At 44.9% G+C, this 15,871-nt stretch carries 18 protein-coding genes; 14 read left to right on the top strand and 4 right to left on the bottom strand.

Annotated features, from left to right (window positions below; all coding sequences use genetic code 11):
- The first annotated feature begins 243 nt into the window (after positions 1–243).
- From BCU07_RS20225 to BCU07_RS20215, 3 genes are all read left to right on the top strand, one after another.
- On the top strand, positions 244–864 hold the full coding sequence (locus BCU07_RS20225) for a lysoplasmalogenase (RefSeq protein WP_017061033.1): 621 nt from the start codon (positions 244–246) through the stop codon (positions 862–864).
- A 90-nt stretch (positions 865–954) separates the two neighbouring features.
- Positions 955–1,191 (top strand): YecH family metal-binding protein, encoded by a 237-nt coding sequence (locus tag BCU07_RS20220; RefSeq protein ID WP_017066763.1) that lies wholly within the window; start codon positions 955–957, stop codon positions 1,189–1,191.
- A 206-nt stretch (positions 1,192–1,397) separates the two neighbouring features.
- Positions 1,398–1,982, top strand: coding sequence for a YhgN family NAAT transporter (locus BCU07_RS20215; RefSeq protein WP_017061035.1), 585 nt, complete (start codon positions 1,398–1,400; stop codon positions 1,980–1,982).
- A gap of 117 nt (positions 1,983–2,099) precedes the next feature.
- Here the strand turns inward: BCU07_RS20215 and BCU07_RS20210 are convergent, their stop codons facing one another.
- Together BCU07_RS20210 and rsmD are read right to left on the bottom strand one after the other, a co-directional pair.
- Positions 2,100–2,366 carry a DUF1145 domain-containing protein gene (locus BCU07_RS20210; protein WP_016784000.1) on the bottom strand — a complete coding sequence of 89 codons (267 nt, stop codon included), beginning with the start codon at positions 2,364–2,366 and terminating at the stop codon, positions 2,100–2,102.
- Between the two features lie 10 nt (positions 2,367–2,376).
- Entirely contained in the window at positions 2,377–2,979 is a 603-nt protein-coding gene (gene rsmD, locus BCU07_RS20205; protein ID WP_065679913.1) for a 16S rRNA (guanine(966)-N(2))-methyltransferase RsmD, read from the bottom strand.
- A 230-nt stretch (positions 2,980–3,209) separates the two neighbouring features.
- On the opposite strand from rsmD, the gene ftsY reads away from it, so the two are divergent.
- From ftsY to glpG, 6 genes are all read left to right on the top strand, one after another.
- Entirely contained in the window at positions 3,210–4,535 is a 1,326-nt protein-coding gene (gene ftsY / locus BCU07_RS20200) for a signal recognition particle-docking protein FtsY (protein WP_413286180.1), read from the top strand.
- Between the two features lie 78 nt (positions 4,536–4,613).
- On the top strand, positions 4,614–5,291 hold the full coding sequence (gene ftsE / locus BCU07_RS20195; RefSeq protein WP_004736585.1) for a cell division ATP-binding protein FtsE: 678 nt from the start codon (positions 4,614–4,616) through the stop codon (positions 5,289–5,291).
- Positions 5,278–6,246, top strand: coding sequence for a permease-like cell division protein FtsX (ftsX, locus tag BCU07_RS20190; protein WP_102428642.1), 969 nt, complete (start codon positions 5,278–5,280; stop codon positions 6,244–6,246). Before ftsE ends, ftsX begins: the two co-directional genes overlap by 14 nt.
- A 177-nt stretch (positions 6,247–6,423) precedes the next feature.
- A complete protein-coding gene (gene rpoH, locus BCU07_RS20185) occupies positions 6,424–7,281 on the top strand; it encodes an RNA polymerase sigma factor RpoH (RefSeq protein WP_017055518.1) in 858 nt (285 codons plus the stop codon).
- 440 nt (positions 7,282–7,721) lie between these two features.
- Complete coding sequence (gene glpE, locus BCU07_RS20180; protein ID WP_017061039.1) at positions 7,722–8,042, top strand: thiosulfate sulfurtransferase GlpE; 321 nt, start codon at positions 7,722–7,724, stop codon at positions 8,040–8,042.
- A gap of 58 nt (positions 8,043–8,100) precedes the next feature.
- Positions 8,101–8,943, top strand: a complete 843-nt coding sequence (gene glpG / locus BCU07_RS20175) for a rhomboid family intramembrane serine protease GlpG (protein WP_102428643.1) — start codon at positions 8,101–8,103, stop codon at positions 8,941–8,943.
- Positions 8,944–9,030: 87 nt separating this feature from the next.
- Here the strand turns inward: glpG and BCU07_RS20170 are convergent, their stop codons facing one another.
- The gene (locus tag BCU07_RS20170) at positions 9,031–9,438 is read right to left on the bottom strand and encodes a flagellar basal body-associated protein FliL (protein WP_017063771.1); all 408 of its coding nucleotides are present in this window, start codon (positions 9,436–9,438) and stop codon (positions 9,031–9,033) included.
- Positions 9,439–9,600: 162 nt separating this feature from the next.
- On the opposite strand from BCU07_RS20170, the gene BCU07_RS20165 reads away from it, so the two are divergent.
- Both BCU07_RS20165 and ubiA read left to right on the top strand, forming a co-directional pair.
- Positions 9,601–10,143 (top strand): chorismate lyase, encoded by a 543-nt coding sequence (locus tag BCU07_RS20165; protein WP_164091128.1) that lies wholly within the window; start codon positions 9,601–9,603, stop codon positions 10,141–10,143.
- Positions 10,144–10,998 carry a 4-hydroxybenzoate octaprenyltransferase gene (gene ubiA / locus BCU07_RS20160; RefSeq protein ID WP_017061043.1) on the top strand — a complete coding sequence of 285 codons (855 nt, stop codon included), beginning with the start codon at positions 10,144–10,146 and terminating at the stop codon, positions 10,996–10,998.
- 103 nt (positions 10,999–11,101) lie between these two features.
- On the opposite strand, the gene plsB is transcribed toward ubiA, so the two are convergent.
- Positions 11,102–13,525, bottom strand: a complete 2,424-nt coding sequence (gene plsB, locus BCU07_RS20155; RefSeq protein ID WP_102428644.1) for a glycerol-3-phosphate 1-O-acyltransferase PlsB — start codon at positions 13,523–13,525, stop codon at positions 11,102–11,104.
- Positions 13,526–13,745: 220 nt separating this feature from the next.
- Here plsB and BCU07_RS20150 point away from each other — a divergent pair, with 220 nt between their 5' ends.
- The 3 genes from BCU07_RS20150 (at position 13,746) to BCU07_RS20140 (ending at position 15,799) form a co-directional block, all read left to right on the top strand.
- Complete coding sequence (locus BCU07_RS20150; RefSeq protein WP_017061045.1) at positions 13,746–14,108, top strand: diacylglycerol kinase; 363 nt, start codon at positions 13,746–13,748, stop codon at positions 14,106–14,108.
- 94 nt (positions 14,109–14,202) lie between these two features.
- A complete protein-coding gene (gene lexA, locus BCU07_RS20145; protein ID WP_019820514.1) occupies positions 14,203–14,823 on the top strand; it encodes a transcriptional repressor LexA in 621 nt (206 codons plus the stop codon).
- A gap of 97 nt (positions 14,824–14,920) precedes the next feature.
- Entirely contained in the window at positions 14,921–15,799 is an 879-nt protein-coding gene (locus tag BCU07_RS20140; protein ID WP_048610739.1) for a class I SAM-dependent methyltransferase, read from the top strand.
- The last annotated feature ends 72 nt before the right edge of the window (positions 15,800–15,871 follow it).

The following is a 15,871-nucleotide window of genomic DNA, read 5'->3' as shown; positions in this document are numbered from 1 at the left end:
GTTAGGCTAGAAATAACCAAAATGAAAAGCTGGGTGCTGTAAGGTGCTTTTCGAGGGGTTTAACGAAGAATCGCTCTAGTTTTAAACGAGTCACCGTCATCTCCGCGTAATTGTCATGGCTTCAACTGAAAGAGGCTCTTTTTAGTGGAAGCGTAATCAAGATCCAATTTTGAAAGGCTTAGGCTTTACATAAACACTCGTGTGCCTAGACTGGCGACGATTTAAAGCAATAGGGCAAGTGGTATGTGGAGTTGGTTAGCGGTTTCCTTATCTGGTATCGGAGCAATAGCAGGAACGAAACATGGACATATCGGTCAGGCCTTATCGTATAAGGTATTTACCTTTGTATTATTAGCGACAATTGCTTTAACTCAGTCGGTTGTGGCTGACTTTACCTATTGGATAGTTGCGGGGTTGGCTATCTCTGCGATCGCAGATGTGCTTCATACTCTCACTCAAAAACGCCCTCTGCATTTTGTCTGCTTCTTATTGGCTCAACTCTGTTACAGCAAAGCTTTTTGGTTACAGCTATCAGGTGAAATGGTTTGGTGGTTGTTCGCGCTGTTATTGGCAGCTTGCGTTGTTGCTTTCTTTTTACTGCTGCCACGCTTAGACAAACTCGTTTTTCCCGTGGTCATCATGGGCATTGTGCTTATTCAGTTAGCATGGGCTTCTGGTGAGGTTTGGCTGCTGGATCCTCAGTTATCACACGCGGTCGGTTTTGCTGGCTGTAGCGTGCTGCTCCTGTCGGCCTTAGCTTATGCGCTAAACAGTTACCGCAGCCCAATCAAGGGCGCTTACTTTTGGGTAACGGGCAGTTACTTTCTCGCACACGCATTCATCGTCGCATCGATTACTATTTAGGGTAGAGCTCTCTCAAGCCTGAGCTACATCAAAACGGCGTTGCTAAAACTCGGTACTCTACGTGTAATTCATTAAACATGAGATTGAGTTATGACGACTGAAATTCACGCACACAACGTTTTAAACCTGCTTAGTGAAAAGCCACTGACTCGCGAAGAGCTAACATTAGCGCTTGCTCAAACCTATGGCGAAGAAGCTCGCTTCCATACTTGTAAGCTCAATGGTCTGGATTTAGATAGCCTGTTGAAGTTTTTCTTGAAGATGGAAAAGGTTGTCGTTGTCGATGATAAGCTTTGCACTAACCGCGAACGTGTGTGTAATCACTAATTCTTAGTGGCTTGTTTTATTCGTGAATAAAGAGTGGGTGCATGTTTCGGCTCCACTCTTTTCATTACCTTTCAATCTGCTTTCGCTAATTTGCCTTCTTATAACATCCCCTTTTAAAAGCATCAGTTAACCCGCTTATCACTGCGTTCGAAAATCAATGTTGAGGCTGCTATACTCCGCGCACTTACGCTTTTCGAGACAAACTTATGGAAATCTTATCTGCAGCAACCATGCTGTTTCTTATCATGGACCCGCTTGGCAACTTGCCAATCGTGCTCTCTATCCTTAAGCATATTGACCCGAAGCGTCGCCGTATTGTTCTGATTCGTGAGCTGATGTTCGCACTGGTTATCTTGCTGCTGTTCTTATTTGCGGGTCAAAGCATCATGAACTTCCTGCACGTGCAGCCTGAAACCTTGAGTATCTCTGGCGGTATTATTCTGTTTATTATCGCGATTAAGATGATTTTCCCAAGTGCGGGTAGTATTACTGGCCTCGCGGCGGGTGAAGAACCGTTTATTGTGCCGATGGCGATCCCAATGATTGCTGGCCCTTCAGTGATTGCGGCATTGATTCTGTTGTCGACACAGCACCCTGACAATATGTTAGAGCTTTCAGCGGCTGTGATGCTGGCTTGGGGCGCTACCTTCTTCATTCTGATGTTTAATGGCTTCTTCCTGCGAGTGCTGGGAGAGAGAGGGCTTAAAGCCATCGAACGCTTGATGGGCTTGTTGTTGGTTATGCTGTCGACGCAAATGTTCCTCGATGGTGTGAAAGGCTACATGGGCTAACATCAATATCATTGCTGAATAAAAAAACGCCGCTCAAATGAGCGGCGTTTTTGTCTCTACTGTTTCTGTCATGATGTTTTCTGTAGCTAAGCGTTTTATATCTGGGCTTAAGCTCGATTACATCATGTGTTTGCGTCGGATATCGAGTAAGGCGAAGACACCGAAAATCAATATTGACCACTTCTCCCAACGTGACATCTCGATCTTATCGCCGAATGCACCGATGAAAATCAGCATCTGCAGGCCGTGCATGAAGAACAAGAATGCGGTCATGATATAAAGCGCAATCGCAGCATTACCCGGAAACGGGTAGAAAATATTTACGATTAAGATAAACCAAACAAAGGCGATGGCTGCTTTTGCTAGTGGAAGCAAGAACTTCATTCAATAACTCCTATTCTTCAGTGATTCGATTGAACAGTCGGTAGCTTGACTGTCCGGTGGTCTTGTCGCGATGCAATTCCCAGTTCTCTGGCATAGCCTCAAGCTGCAGCTCTTTTTCTGTCTCGACGTAAATGATGGCGTTGTCTGCCAACCAGCCATTGCTCTCAAGCAGTTGTACAGTTTCTGCAAGTAAGCCTTTACGAAATGGTGGATCAAGGAAAACCATATCGTAAGGAGTACCTGGCTTCTTAAGGAAAGAGATAGCATCAGTATTCACGACATTGATGTTGTCTGCCTTAAGCTCTTTCGCGTTATCAGAAAGCTGTTTGGCCGCCTTTTGATTCATTTCGAGCAGTGTCACCATTTTTGCTTGGCGAGAAGCTGCTTCAAAACCTAGACCGCCAGAACCTGCAAATACATCCAAGCAAGTTGAATGTGGGATATCTTGAGCCACCCAGTTAAAGAGTGTCTCTTTTACTCGGTCAATGGTTGGGCGTAATCCTTCTAAATCATGAACAGGTAGCTTTCTACCTCTCCATGAGCCACTAATAATTCGAACAAAGCCTCCGGATGGCTTTTTTTGTGATGTGTTTTGCTGGCGACGTCTTACCATAGATTTTTTGACCGCTAATAAAGTGATACTATACCGAGCCCAATTTAAGTGGGTTCGAGTATTAAATAAATTTGCAATGACAAAGTGTATCAAGCTAAAAGCAAACTTATCACTGCTTTGTCATTTTTCTTTACTATTCGTTTGTACAAGCTTGTATTGTATAACAATAGCAAAGAGTCGACGTGTATTAAGTCAATACAGCTAATTAGTAGATCTAGGAAACTCCTCTGATGACGGAAAAAAAGAAGCGCGGATTATTATCGTGGCTTGGTTTTGGTGACGAAGAACAAAGCCCAAAAACTCAGAATGAAGCGAACGTAGAAAACGTTGAAGATCAAACTGAAGTTGAATCACAAGTCGAGGCTGAAGCTGAAGTAGCTAAGCCAGCTGAACCTCAGTCAGTTGAATCTGAGCTTGCTGAATCAGATCAAGCGCTTGAAGAGACTCAAGAAGAGCAGCAACCTGTCCTAGCAGAAGCAGAAGCAGAAGCAGAAGCAGAAGCAGAAGCAGAAGCAGAAGCAGAAGCAGAAGCAGAAGCAGAAGCAGAAGCAGAAGCAGAAGCAGAAGCAGAAGCAGAACAGGAAGAAGTGGCAGTTCCTCAAGCTAAGGTTGAAGAAGTACAAGAGAAGCCGACAGAAAGCTTCTTTGCTCGTCTTAAGCGCAGCCTAAGCCGCACTAAAGCAAACATCGGTGCTGGTTTCTTTGGTCTGTTCAAAGGCAAGCAAATCGATGAAGACCTGTTTGAAGAGCTAGAAGAGCAACTTCTGATTGCTGACGTGGGTATGAATACCACGGTTAAAATCATTGAAAACCTGACAGAAAAAGCATCTCGCAATGACCTAAAAGACGGTGAAGCGCTTTATGGTCTGCTCAAAGAAGAGATGGCAGACATCTTAAGCCAAGTGGAACAGCCACTGGTTGTTGATACCACTAAAACACCTTACGTTATCTTAATGGTGGGTGTGAACGGTGTAGGTAAGACAACTACGATCGGTAAGCTGGCGAAACAATTCCAAAATGAAGGCAAGAAAGTGATGCTAGCAGCGGGTGATACCTTCCGTGCTGCAGCCGTTGAACAGCTTCAGGTTTGGGGTCAGCGTAACGATGTGCCAGTTATCGCTCAACACACTGGTGCGGACAGTGCGTCTGTTATCTACGATGCGATTGAAGCAGCGAAGGCTCGTGGTGTTGATGTTGTGATTGCTGATACAGCCGGTCGTTTGCAGAACAAGAGCAACCTGATGGAAGAGCTACGCAAGATCGTTCGTGTAATGAAGAAGATTGATGACTCTGCGCCACACGAAATCATGCTAACGCTCGATGCAGGTACAGGTCAGAACGCTATCAGCCAAGCGAAGTTGTTCAGTGAAGTGGCTCCAGTTACGGGTATTACACTGACTAAGCTAGATGGTACGGCGAAAGGTGGTGTAATTTTCTCAATTGCTGACCAGTTCCAGATTCCAATCCGCTACATTGGTGTGGGTGAAGGTATTGATGACCTGCGTCCATTTGAATCTAAAGACTTCATTGAAGCACTATTTAGCCGCGAAGAGTAACGCGAGTAGCAAAGTGGTTTATCCTTAATCTGCTACCGTTTTTAAATTTGATATTAGTGATCGTAAGAGGAATTTTCGGTGATCAAATTTCAGCAAGTGAGTAAAGCCTACCGAGGTGGAAGACAAGCGCTCCAAAAAGTGGACTTTCACCTGAAACGTGGAGAGATGGCTTTTTTGGGTGGGCACTCTGGGGCTGGTAAAAGTACCTTGCTGAAGTTGATCTGCGCGATAGAGCGTCCAACTGATGGACGTGTCTGGTTCAACGATCACGATATCACTCGTATCCCAGCCAAAGACATTCCTTTCTTACGCCGTAATATTGGGATTGTTTTTCAAGACCATCGCCTGCTGATGGACCGTTCGATTTTCGATAACGTCGCTCTGCCTATGCGTATTGAATCTATTTCTGAAAACGAAATAAAACGCCGAGTCAGTGCTGCGTTGGATAAAACCGGTTTATTAGATAAAGCCCGTTGTTTGCCAAGCCAACTTTCTGGTGGTGAACAACAACGCGTGGGTATTGCTCGCGCCGTGGTTAACCGTCCAACTCTGCTTTTAGCCGATGAGCCTACCGGTAATCTAGACCCTGAATTATCTAACCGTGTGTTGCGATTATTTGAAGAATTCAACCGCGCAGGTGTGACGATCATCCTAGCGACGCACGATATCGGGTTAGTGAACACTCGCCCTCAGTACCGCCATCTTGAATTAAACCAAGGATTTTTGAGTGAGGTTGAAGACTATGGCCGCGAATAAGCGCATCAAAAAACCTCAATCTAATCGAGCAGCAAGCCGCGCTTCAAGCGACGGCTTCTTTGTTGTTCACTGGAAACAAGCCAAGTCATCGTTCTCGCAAATGTGGCAGCGTCCGTTAGGCAACTTGCTGACCCTTGCGGTGATCTCTATGGCGTTGGCGATGCCAGCTTGTTTGTACCTATTAGGTAAAAATGTAGGGGAAGTGGCGCAAGATGTCACTAGCCCGTCACAAATAAGTGCTTATGTAGAGGATGGTATTCCTGAGCCACGAGTAATGGTGCTTAAGGATGAAATCGAAAGTTGGGATCAAGTTGAGCTCGTGGAGTACATTTCTCCGCAGCAAGGGCTTGCAGACCTCAGCCAGTATTCTGGTTTTGAAGACGCCCTAACCATTCTCGACGATTATTCACTGCCAGGTGTGTTGGTGATTACGCCAAGCGTGCACAGCGATACCTTAATTAAAGAGCTGGCAGGCACAGTTAAACAACAAGAATTAGTGACCGATGTTCGCCTAGACGAAGATTGGTTAGCGCGATTAGATGCGATCAAAGCATTAGCGGCTGTCATCGTGATTACCTTAACGGTATTGATGCTGGGCGCGGTATTTCTGATTATCGGCAATACACTACGATTTAATGTGTTGGCGCATAAAGAAGAGATTCAAACCATGAAGCTGATTGGTGCGACCGACAGCTACATTCTTCGACCATACCTTTATGCTGGGATGTGGTTTGGCGTTTTAGGTTCGATTAGCGCTTGGATAATGACGGCATTGATTACCGTATTGCTGAACAGCGCGGTGGATGACTTGGCTCAGCTATACGACAGCCACTTCCGTTTAATTGGCCTGAGTTGGGATGAATCTTTACTGCTTTTGATCGTCGGAACTCTGCTTGGTAGTGTGGCTGCAAAGCTTTCTGCACAGCGTCACCTAAAAGAAATTGAACCAGTTTAGGTGAATAGAGTCATATTTAGACGAAAAATAGGCACTTCTTAACCAGTTTTTGCCTTGTATAGACGAATTGATTATGCATAATTACTTCCCCCTCCTTGAAACCTGTTCATTTTAGGTTCAAGATTGTAGGGTTTTAATAGATGTATTACTCCAGATCAGAGATTGATGAGGAACCGAATGGCAAACCAAGCGTATCAAATGGCTTTAGTCACACAAGATAGTTTAGATAGCTATATCCGCTCAGCGAACAGCTACCCTATGCTGACTCCTGAAGAGGAACGTGGACTTGCAGAGCGATTACATTACAAAGGTGAGATCGACGCTGCGAAAGGCTTGATCCTTTCCCACCTAAGATTCGTGGTGCACGTTGCAAGAGGCTACTCTGGCTACGGGCTACCAATGGCTGATCTCGTCCAAGAAGGTAACATCGGCTTGATGAAGGCTGTTAAGCGCTTCAATCCAGAAGTTGGTGTTCGTCTCGTCTCGTTTGCTGTTCACTGGATCAAAGCTGAAATCCATGAATACGTTCTACGTAACTGGCGTATCGTTAAAATTGCGACCACTAAGGCACAGCGTAAACTGTTCTTTAACCTTCGTAAGTCTAAAAAGCGTTTGGGTTGGTTCAATAACGGTGAAGTTGAGACGGTTGCTCGTGAACTGGGTGTTGAGCCTTCAGAAGTTCGTGAGATGGAATCTCGCTTAGCAGCACAAGATGCGACGTTTGAAGCGCCTATGGACGATGACGATGGCGGTTCTGCTTACACTGCTCCAGTTTACTACCTAGAAGACAAGGCGTCAGACGTTGCTGAGACGGTTGAAGCGGCTAACTGGGAGTCACACACCAATAATCGCCTAGGGCTAGCACTAGCAAGCTTAGACGAGCGTAGCCAACACATTGTTCGCTCACGTTGGTTAGACGACAACAAGGCAACCCTGCAAGACTTAGCGGATACCTACAGTATATCAGCTGAGCGTGTTCGCCAGTTAGAAAAGAATGCGATGAAGAAATTGAAACAAGCCGTTGGTGATTTCTAATAGCATCTAGTTTCTATTAGCTTCTACTTTCTAGTAGAGCTAACAAATAGCTGAATTTTGAAAAGGCCGAGATCGAGAGATCTCGGCCTTTTTGTTTTGGATCGATTTCTCAACTTTTGCGATCGAAATTTGCAAAATGATTTTGTGGATAACTCTGTGAGAAGTTTATTCGTCAGCTATCTAAAAGCAGTGTGTAGTAAGGCTTTGACGGGGTTTTTCGAGTGGGGATATGTTTCAGTTAACCCACAGTTAGATCAGGATCATTACTACATGTTGTGGATCTATTTTTGAAAAGACACTTTATTCACGAAATTCACAGATTTATCCACAAATGGTGTAAAAGTGATCGCTGGTGGATAACCTTATTAAGTGGATGTGAATGTTAGCCTTGGGATAGGTTACAATGGCAGCAAAGTAAATCAGTATAAAAAGAGAAAGTCATGGACCAGTTTAAACATATCGATGTTAAAGGCGCTCAAGCCCTCATCGAACAAGGCGAAGCTCGACTTGTCGATATACGTGACCCGCAGTCTTTTGCGGTTGCCCACCCAAAAACAGCCTACCACCTGACTAACGATACGATGGTGTCATTCATGGATGAGGTTGAGTTCGAACAACCTATCTTAGTGATGTGCTACCACGGCATCAGTAGCCAAGGTGCGGCACAATATTTAGTGAACCAAGGCTTTGAAGAGGTATATAGTGTTGATGGTGGTTTCGAAGCTTGGCATCGTGCTGAACTTCCAGTGATCGCAGGTTAATGACTTTCATCACCTGAACCGCCTCAAGCATCCCTCATAGAATGAATAGGAAGTAACAATGATTAGATTGATGGTGTTAGACAATCCACGTCTTGCTCAAGCATTTATTGATTATATGGCCTCTCGTCAGATCCCTATTCAGATGTCTCCAGAGGGAGAAGGGCGTTTTGCTCTTTGGCTTCTTGATGGCCAATTTCAGGTTGAAACCGAAGCTGAGCTGAATCGTTTTCTGGCTGAGCCCAATCATAAGCGCTATCAAGCTGCATCTTGGGACATGGCAGAGACCAGAAAGAGCAACTTCCATTACCACACGCCAAGCTTCATGGGCATGATCAAAGCCAAAGCAGGCCCAGTGACACTAAGCCTGATGTTGGTGTGTGTGGTGATTTTTGCGCTGCAACAGATCGGTTTTGGCCAAGCTATTTTCAATGCCCTACATTTCCCAGCGGTGGATGGACAGCAATGGCAGCTGTGGCGTTGGTTGAGTCATGCCGTTCTACATTTCTCTGTTATGCACATCGCATTTAATATTTTGTGGTGGTGGCAGCTAGGTGGAGACATTGAGAAGAAACTTGGCAGCCTCAAGCTACTTCAGATCTTTGCTGTCTCTTCTGCGCTTTCAGGTGCTGGGCAGTATTGGGTTGAAGGGGCGAACTTCGGTGGTTTGTCTGGTGTTGTGTATGCCTTGGTTGGTTACTTATGGGTGGTTGGTGCGAAGGCGCCACAACTTGGTTTAGGTATCCCAAGACAGATTGTCGGCTTTATGTTGGTGTGGTTGGTGCTTGGGTACATGCAGCCATTTATGGCTATCGCCAATACGGCGCATTTAGCTGGTCTAGCCGCTGGTGTGATTATTGGCTTTATCGATGCGATGAAAGCACCAAGCTCGACAAGAAGCTAATTCATATCTTCTAATGAGTAGCCAAACGATAGAGACAAAAAAAGCGGCCAGATGAGCCGCTTTTTTATTGGGATTCGTTTTACATCATTACTGATAAAGGTATTTGGTAAACAGTAAGTCAGCAATCAGGGTTTTACCTGTCTCTGGAAGCAAAATCTTGTTGAGGTGTTCAACTAAGGATTTTCTTAAGTCTTCACGGCCAGATAGAGATTTAATGGTTTCTTCGTTTTGTTTGCCAAGCAATTCAATCACCGCATCGCGAATCAGTGGTTGGTGATGCTCAATAGCGGCCAAGTCGCTACTATTTGCCACCATGATGTCGAGGCGAACCTGAATGTAGCCCAGTTTTTTACCTTTAGTGTAAAAATTGGTGGTCAGGTCTGGCTCTAGCGTGAAGTAGGCGAGTTTAGCTGCCGACTCCTCTTCCGCGAAACTTGATGCTGAAAAGAGTAGGGTAATCGCAAGAAATATTTGGGCTACATAACGTTTGTGCATATTTGTGACTTTTCTTTAGTTTATTCGCGATATTCGAAACGCATTAGTCTTGTTACAATGAGCGGTCTAAATCTAAATACGTTTACAATTCGAAGAACGCTTTAATTTTGTTCGAAAGTTGAAGCTTTATTGTACGTGTAAAGTCACCTATTGAATACTAGTATGAATCAGCCAATATCGCTGTATCTTAATTCGTTAATGAATGTAGATTGGCAAAGTACAGAAACATTTGATTTTCCTAATGAAACCACCAAAGAGTGGCTGATGGAGCAAGGTTCTCTTTCCCGCAAGTTGGGGAAGTGCTGTCAGCACCTGTCTGTTGAGTTGCTTCATAATCAAGTTGTAGAACGCTCAATGCTGCAACAAGACGAGGAACATCTTTTATCATCGTTTGATTGCTTACTGCGTAAAGTGATTTTAAAGGGTGATGACGAACCGTGGGTGTTAGGTCGAACCTTGATTCCCCGAGTCACATTAGAAGATCATCAGCACTCAGACCTTTCTCAACAAGGTAATGTCCCGCTTGGATTGACCGTTTTTAGTGCTGAGAACGTGGAGCGAGATGCGCTGCAAGTTGGTTGGGTTATCGCAGGCGATGAGCGATTACTCGCGCGTCGTTCTCGATTATGGATGAACCATAAACCGATGCTTGTGGCAGAACTGTTTTTACCAACATCACCCATTTACTCTAAGGAGAGTGTGTAAATGCTTGCCACCAAAGCGAAGGCGTATTGGCAATTAACGCGAATGAATCGCCCGATTGGTACCCTATTACTCCTTTGGCCGACCTTGTGGTCACTGATTATCGCCGCACAAGGTATGCCTGATTTTGATGTCTTGGTTGTTTTTGTACTCGGCGTGGTGTTGATGCGTTCAGCTGGCTGTGTGATCAATGACTTTGCGGACCGTAAAGTAGATGGTCATGTTAAACGTACCAAGCAGCGTCCACTGCCGTCTGGTTTGGTTTCCAGTAAGGAAGCGATTCTGCTCTTTTTAGTGCTAGCCGTAGTTTCATTCTTGCTGGTACTCACCATGAATCCACTGACCATTAAGCTCTCATTTATTGGTGTGGGTCTGGCGTTCATTTACCCTTTCATGAAGCGTTTTACGCATCTTCCACAGTTGTTTCTTGGCTTAGCGTTTAGTTGGGCGATACCAATGGCTTGGGCGGCACAAACCAATGAACTGCCAAGCATTGTGTGGTTTGTCTTCGTGATTAACGCGTTGTGGACGATTGCTTACGACACGCAATATGCGATGGTTGACCGAGATGATGACTTGAAGATTGGTATTAAATCGACGGCTATTTTATTTGGTCGCTTCGATAAACTGATTGTTGGCTCTTTGCAACTCGTCACCCTAGCGATGCTGATTGCGTTAGGCATGCATTACCAACTAGGAGATACCTTCTATTGGGCACTGTTGGTAGCGGGAAGCTTATTTGTGTATCAACAACACCTGATGCGCCACCGTGATCGAGACCTTTGTTTCCAAGCCTTTCTAAACAACAACTATGTTGGAATGGCAGTGACAGCGGGCTTGTTCATTACCTTCTGGTAAGCATCCGCTTTTCGAGTTAACGAACGCTAAAGAAAAAGGCACCCATTGGGTGCCTTTTTTGATCGTGTTCGGTCTCGCTATTCAAGAGATTCTAAGCTGATGATTACTCCGCTTGGTGGATACTCTCTTGAATCGTCAAACGTACTTCAGGGTAAAGCATTGAGTAGAGAAGCTTAGCGAATTGCTGAGTCTTTTCTAAATCGCAGTTACCATCGTTATCCAGATATTGCTGCTGTTTCAAAGTGGCGAACATCGACGCAAACACGCCTTTATCGAAGAACTCTGGTGCATTAATGCCTTGTAGACGTCCCAGTCGTTGTGCGATGTCTTGGCTCTTCTGCTCAAGATCAGATTTATCCAGATCAGGGTTTTCTGCCAATAGGTTCAAAGCAATAGAGTAGCGCTGTAGCGTTTCTGAAATCGTACGGCCTAACAGCATCAGTGCTTGGCTGTTTGACTGGTTGATGGTGACTTGGTTGTCCGACACCACAAGCATACCTTGGCCAACAAGCTCTTCAATGATGTTCGCTACCACGCTTTCAAGCTGATCTTCGTCATAGCTTAAGAACAACTCTTTCTTCAAGAACGGGTAAATTGCTGCAACATTCTTTTGAATCGTGTCAATGGTTAGGCCGTGCTGACGAATGGTCATCTGAGCAATTAATGATGGTAGAGCAAACAAATGAATGATGTTATTACGGTAGTAGGTCATCAGAATTGACTGGTGACGGTCTAGCGAAATGATGTCGCCCATTGAGTCTGATTCAATTAGGAACTTGTTCAGCGATTCAGCGTGTTTTACCAGATCTTCAGCACTGTCTTTTGGTACCGTAAATGTATCAGAGTAAGGCACGTTCTTAAGCAGAGACAGGTAACAGTTGATCTGAGAAACCAAAGAGTCACGAGACAATGCACGCTGTCTTGAAGCCAGTAACGCCGTTGCACAAAGTGTTAGTGCGTTGGTCGCTGCCGCATCGTTAATGTGTGTCATCATTTTGGTTGCCAGGTCATTGACCACTGGATTCATCCATTGTGGCTTGCTGGTTCCCATTGGATCGATATCTTTAGTCCACTCTGGAGCGTGCTCGTTCAGATATTGGTTAAGCTGAATCGGCTCACCAAAGTTGACGTAGCCTTTACCAAAATTGCGCAGTTTACGGAGTGTACGAATCACTAGGCTCGCATTTTCTTTTTCTTTGCGCTTACCACGAAGTTCTTTTGCGTAGGTCGCCACTTCCATTACGTGCTCATAGCCGATGTACACAGGTACTAACGTTACTGGACGGTTCATGCCGCGCAGCATAGCCTGAATAGTCATCGCCAACATGCCGGTTTTAGCTTGCAGTAGACGACCCGTACGAGAGCGACCACCTTCACTGAAGTACTCAACTGAGTAACCTTTAGCGAACAATTCTGCCAGATATTCACGGAAAATAGTCGAGTACAGCTTGTTGCCTTTGAAGCTCCGACGAATAAAGAACGCACCACCATGACGAAAAATAGGACCGGCAGGGAAGAAGTTCAGATTGATACCCGCAGCGATATGCGGCGGCACCATGCCTTCGTGGTAAAGCACGTAAGAAAGCAGTAAGTAATCCATGTGACTACGATGACAAGGCACATAAACAATCTCGTGACCATCTTGAGCCAGCTTACGAACTGTTGAAGCGTTGCTGATATGCAGGCCTTGATACAACTTATTCCACAACCAACCAAGAATCTTCTCACCGCGTTTGATTAGCGAGTAAGAGAAGTTCGCAGCAATCTCGTCCATGATGTCTTGAGCTTCTTTGCTCGCTTTCTCGATCGAGATGTTTTTTGCTTGTGCTTCATCTTCAATCGCTTTCTTGATCGCTTCAGATTTTAGTAGGCGGTCAAACAGAGCTTGGCGACTGGGCAGGTTAGGACCTGATGCTGCAAGCTTTTGGCGAGAGAAGTGAATACGTGCCACGCGCGCCAGTTTGTGCGCGATGGTGCTGTCGGTGCCGTGTGAGTTGGCCATGTAACGCAGAGAAACCACAGGACTAAAGCGAACCAAGCAGTCACGACCGGCTAGCAATACCGCTTTTGATTTCTCTAAGCCGTTCATTGCCTGTAGGTAAGGCTTCTGGTTATTCTCTTTACCAGGTTTGCGCCCCCACAAAACGGTAGCAGGGATAACTTGAACATCGAGTTCAGAGTCGTCGGCGTGCAGTGAAAGCAATTCAGAGAACACTTCAATTGAAGAGCTTGGTACATAATCATCGTCTTGCAGCAGAGTTTTGCGAGAAGAGATGAAAACGTAGCGTTGCAGTGATTTGCCTTTGATTTCAAGCTTGCTCAACGGATCAGGTAGGCCTAATTCAAGTGCATGTTTTTGCAATGTAAGAATGTCGACACTTGAGCGAAACGGTAAGGCGTATACAATCGGTTTGCTCAAATCAATGTTCAAATCCTCAACAGGGTTTGAAGGAATTGATGTGCCCTTTACCAATACGGATAAAGGTAGCTTCATTAATGAACGTGAAAAAGATTGTCCAGAAGACATATAGGTTCACTGCCTCAATAGTTATTTCAATGTGCTGAAGCGTATCTCTATTTCTCTGATAAAAAGGATAAATCCTATGAGTGAAATAGGGATAAGCCTAGGCGTAAATTTAATCGATGCAAGAATACCAGAAACTGGTCTAACCTTTTAATGGAAATAGTCATATTGCCGTTAAGTTTGTGGAAAATCATTCATCGACTGATTGAGTATAGGGTTAAAAATGACCAAAAAATCAAACACCGGATTCAAACGCATCATCAAAGCAGCAGGCTTTTCATGGCAAGGCATTACGAGTTCGTTTAAAAATGAGGCTGCATTTCGACAGGAAGTGTTCATGGCGGTCGTGCTTATTCCGTTGGCATTTTACCTAGATGTAAGCCAAGTTGAACGAATCTTAATGATCTCATCGGTGGTATTGGTGATGGTTGTCGAGCTAATCAATACCGCGATTGAAGCGGTTGTCGACCGAATCGGCAGTGAACATCATGAGCTTTCTGGGATGGCTAAAGATGTCGGTTCGGCAGCAGTTTTCATCTGTTTGGCACTCGCAGGTTATGTGTGGCTAGAGATCCTGTTTTTGTAATTTGCTAAAAATGAACTAAAAACAACCAATTGCTTTGCTTTTGTTCAGTTACTGGATATACTCACAGTCAACTGTATAAAAAGACAGGTGAATCATGAAGCCGTTAACGCCCCGCCAGCAACAAGTCTTTGACCTTATCAAAGGTAAGATCGAAGATTCCGGTATGCCACCGACACGTGCAGAAATCGCGCGTGAACTAGGCTTCCGTTCTGCTAATGCTGCAGAAGAACATTTGAAAGCTCTTGCTCGTAAAGAAGCGATTGAGATTATCCCGGGTGCGTCTCGCGGTATTCGTATTTTGCTTGAAGATGCAGCAAACGAAGAGCAAGGTTTACCATTAATCGGTCAGGTTGCCGCTGGTGAGCCTATCTTGGCTCAAGAGCATGTAGAAATGCATTACCAAGTTGATCCAGGCATGTTTAAACCACAAGCTGACTTCTTACTTCGTGTAAATGGCGAAAGTATGAAAGACATCGGTATTATGGATGGTGATTTATTAGCTGTTCATAAAACACAAGATGTACGCGATGGTCAGGTTGTAGTGGCTCGTGTCGATGATGATGTAACGGTAAAACGCCTAGAACGTAAAGGTTCAACGGTTCTGTTACATGCTGAAAATGAAGAGTTTTCTCCAATCCATGTCGATCTAGAATCTCAACACTTGTCTATTGAAGGGCTTGCGGTTGGTATTATTCGCAACACCGACTGGATGTAGTCAGTACAAACAGCTTATTGATATTTATTCTCAATAACTTGTCATTGTAATTGATATTCATTATCATCTTCTTTGTCGAGATACAAGGAAGATGATGATGCCAAACCCAACCAAACCTCAAATGAAGCCGCTTACTCGTAAGCCGCGCTCCTCTGTTCAAAAGGCTTCTTCTGAACAAGGGTCTGCACATCAAGAATTCCAAGTTCCGACGAACCTCGTTCAGCATCTTTGGTTTCGTAGCCGTGAAAGCCTAGCTGATGATGGTCTCGTTTATGATCCTATCGCAGCTCAAGCCTGCAAGCGTTGCCAGCTCGCACCAGAATGTCTTACCGGTGAACTCGACCAACAGCAACTCCTTTACGCGACACTGACTCAACTTTGTGATTCTCAAGTTCAACAGTTTTTATCTCATAACCCAGATGCTTGGATCATCAATGTTGGAGCAGGGCTCGATACCCGCTTCTACCGTTTAGATAATGGACGCTGCCATTGGGTTGAGCTGGATGTCACGGAAAACCTTGTGTGGCGCCAACGTCTGTTCCACAAAAATGAACGCTATCGTTTGGAGTGTGGTTCTGTCGATGACCTGACTTGGTTGGATGAACTTAATATTCCAGAACAAGCCTCGGTGATGGTGGTGTGTGAACATGCTTTGCTGGATTGTAATGAACAACAGACCGCGAACTTCATTCAGTCTTTGAGCCGCTACTTTACTCATGCACATGCGTGTTTAGTCTTAGCTGGAGATAAAAGCTCAAGTACGTTGGGACAAAAGCTTGGTTCAGGAAAGTATGCTCATGGGTTGTCTTCACCAATAGACAGCGTTCTTAATTGGCTGCCATGGGCACAATGGGTAAAAGCGTTTTCTCCCCTAGACCAACAATGCAATCGTTGGAAATTGTGGCAGCGGCTTCTTTGTAAGATCTCTCAGGTCAAAAAGCGTTTAACGCCGCAGTTAGTGCTCGTTAAGTGGTAACCCTAGTGGTTCTGTATTTCGAGTAACTGAGTACATAGCCGGTATAAGTAAAATTCCACAACATAGTGAAAG

Origin of the sequence: Vibrio sp. 10N.261.54.E10 (assembly GCF_002877735.2) — a bacterium.
In the GTDB taxonomy this organism is placed as follows: Bacteria; Pseudomonadota; Gammaproteobacteria; order Enterobacterales; family Vibrionaceae; genus Vibrio; species Vibrio crassostreae_C.
The sequence above is the reverse complement of the archived record's forward strand: the minus strand, read 5'-3'. Positions and strand labels throughout refer to the sequence as shown.

Coding starts and splice junctions, on each gene's coding strand:
- ftsY (WP_413286180.1), top strand. CDS start 3,210: ATGACGGAAAAAAAGAAGCGCGGATTATTATCGTGGCTTGGTTTTGGT.
- BCU07_RS20170 (WP_017063771.1), bottom strand. CDS start 9,438: ATGCACAAACGTTATGTAGCCCAAATATTTCTTGCGATTACCCTACTC.
- ubiA (WP_017061043.1), top strand. CDS start 10,144: ATGCTTGCCACCAAAGCGAAGGCGTATTGGCAATTAACGCGAATGAAT.
- BCU07_RS20215 (WP_017061035.1), top strand. CDS start 1,398: ATGGAAATCTTATCTGCAGCAACCATGCTGTTTCTTATCATGGACCCG.
- BCU07_RS20225 (WP_017061033.1), top strand. CDS start 244: ATGTGGAGTTGGTTAGCGGTTTCCTTATCTGGTATCGGAGCAATAGCA.
- BCU07_RS20220 (WP_017066763.1), top strand. CDS start 955: ATGACGACTGAAATTCACGCACACAACGTTTTAAACCTGCTTAGTGAA.
- BCU07_RS20140 (WP_048610739.1), top strand. CDS start 14,921: ATGCCAAACCCAACCAAACCTCAAATGAAGCCGCTTACTCGTAAGCCG.
- plsB (WP_102428644.1), bottom strand. CDS start 13,525: ATGTCTTCTGGACAATCTTTTTCACGTTCATTAATGAAGCTACCTTTA.
- glpE (WP_017061039.1), top strand. CDS start 7,722: ATGGACCAGTTTAAACATATCGATGTTAAAGGCGCTCAAGCCCTCATC.
- BCU07_RS20210 (WP_016784000.1), bottom strand. CDS start 2,366: ATGAAGTTCTTGCTTCCACTAGCAAAAGCAGCCATCGCCTTTGTTTGG.
- ftsX (WP_102428642.1), top strand. CDS start 5,278: ATGGCCGCGAATAAGCGCATCAAAAAACCTCAATCTAATCGAGCAGCA.
- rsmD (WP_065679913.1), bottom strand. CDS start 2,979: ATGGTAAGACGTCGCCAGCAAAACACATCACAAAAAAAGCCATCCGGA.
- lexA (WP_019820514.1), top strand. CDS start 14,203: ATGAAGCCGTTAACGCCCCGCCAGCAACAAGTCTTTGACCTTATCAAA.
- glpG (WP_102428643.1), top strand. CDS start 8,101: ATGATTAGATTGATGGTGTTAGACAATCCACGTCTTGCTCAAGCATTT.
- BCU07_RS20165 (WP_164091128.1), top strand. CDS start 9,601: ATGAATCAGCCAATATCGCTGTATCTTAATTCGTTAATGAATGTAGAT.
- BCU07_RS20150 (WP_017061045.1), top strand. CDS start 13,746: ATGACCAAAAAATCAAACACCGGATTCAAACGCATCATCAAAGCAGCA.
- rpoH (WP_017055518.1), top strand. CDS start 6,424: ATGGCAAACCAAGCGTATCAAATGGCTTTAGTCACACAAGATAGTTTA.